This is a genomic window from Streptomyces calidiresistens, assembly GCF_014141525.1.
GTDB classification, from domain to species: domain Bacteria; phylum Actinomycetota; class Actinomycetes; order Streptomycetales; family Streptomycetaceae; genus Streptomyces; species Streptomyces calidiresistens.
The window spans coordinates 1-933 of record NZ_VKHS01001309.1 but is presented as its reverse complement, the minus strand read 5'-3'; the positions used below and the strand labels follow the sequence as shown (position 1 = coordinate 933).

The following is a 933-nucleotide window of genomic DNA, read 5'->3' as shown; positions in this document are numbered from 1 at the left end:
GCCGACGGTCGGCCCCGTCCTGCCGGGCAGGACCGCCCCCGCCCGGCCCCGCGCGACGGGGCCCGGTCGGGAGGTCGGGGCCGAGGGGGGCGTGCCCTGCCGTTGGTGCGGGATGTCCAACCACCCGGGCCGGCACTACTGCGCCCGCTGCGCCATGTCCATGGCGGCGACCGAGGAGCAGGCGGACCCCGAGCGCCTTCCGTGGTGGCGACGGTTGTTCGACCACCGTGGCGAGGAGGTTCCCTGGGCCGGTGAGCGTCCCCTGCCGGATCGTGGCCTGCGGTACCTGCTCAGGTGGCTGATCATCGGGGTCGTGGCCTCCCTGCTGATCCTCGGCCTCGTTCGGCTGCCCGGCGCCATCGAGGCGGCCCGCGACCACTTCGCCGAGCGCGCCCCGGTGGCCCCGAACCGCGTCGACGCCTCCTGGTCCTACGGCGACCAAGGCCCCGAACTGGCCTTCGACAAGCTGAACAACACCTGGTGGGGGCCGGGCGTCTCGCAGGCCGGGAAGGGCGAGTGGATCGAAGCCCGCTTCGACGAGCCCGTCGACCTCCTCGATGTCGTCATCACCCCCGGCGTCTCCACCCGCGCCGACCAACTCGGCGAATCCGCCCTCCCGCGTCGCATGGAGGTGGAGATCACCCACGCCAACGGCGTGAAGACCACCCGCGACATCACCCTGGACCAGGGCGTGGGACCGCAGCACCGCGACTTCCGCGCCAAGCGGGTCGTCACCGTCCGCTTCGTCCTCGACACCGCGTACGCCGCCTCCGACGACAAACAGGTCGCCATCGCCGAGATCGAGTTCTTCGGCCCCTCGACCAGGGACTTCCTCTGACCGGGACGCACCCCACCGAACAGGCACCGAACAGGCATCGAACGGGCGAACAACGTGAACACCGAGACCTCCCCCCACCCGGACACCACCCCGGC

General features: G+C 72.0%; 1 protein-coding gene. It reads left to right on the top strand.

The window, feature by feature from the left end:
* A partial coding sequence (locus FOE67_RS27035) for an NADase-type glycan-binding domain-containing protein (RefSeq protein ID WP_228474353.1) occupies positions 1 to 838 on the top strand: 838 nt, incomplete at its 5' end.
* Positions 839 to 933: the final 95 nt, after the last annotated feature.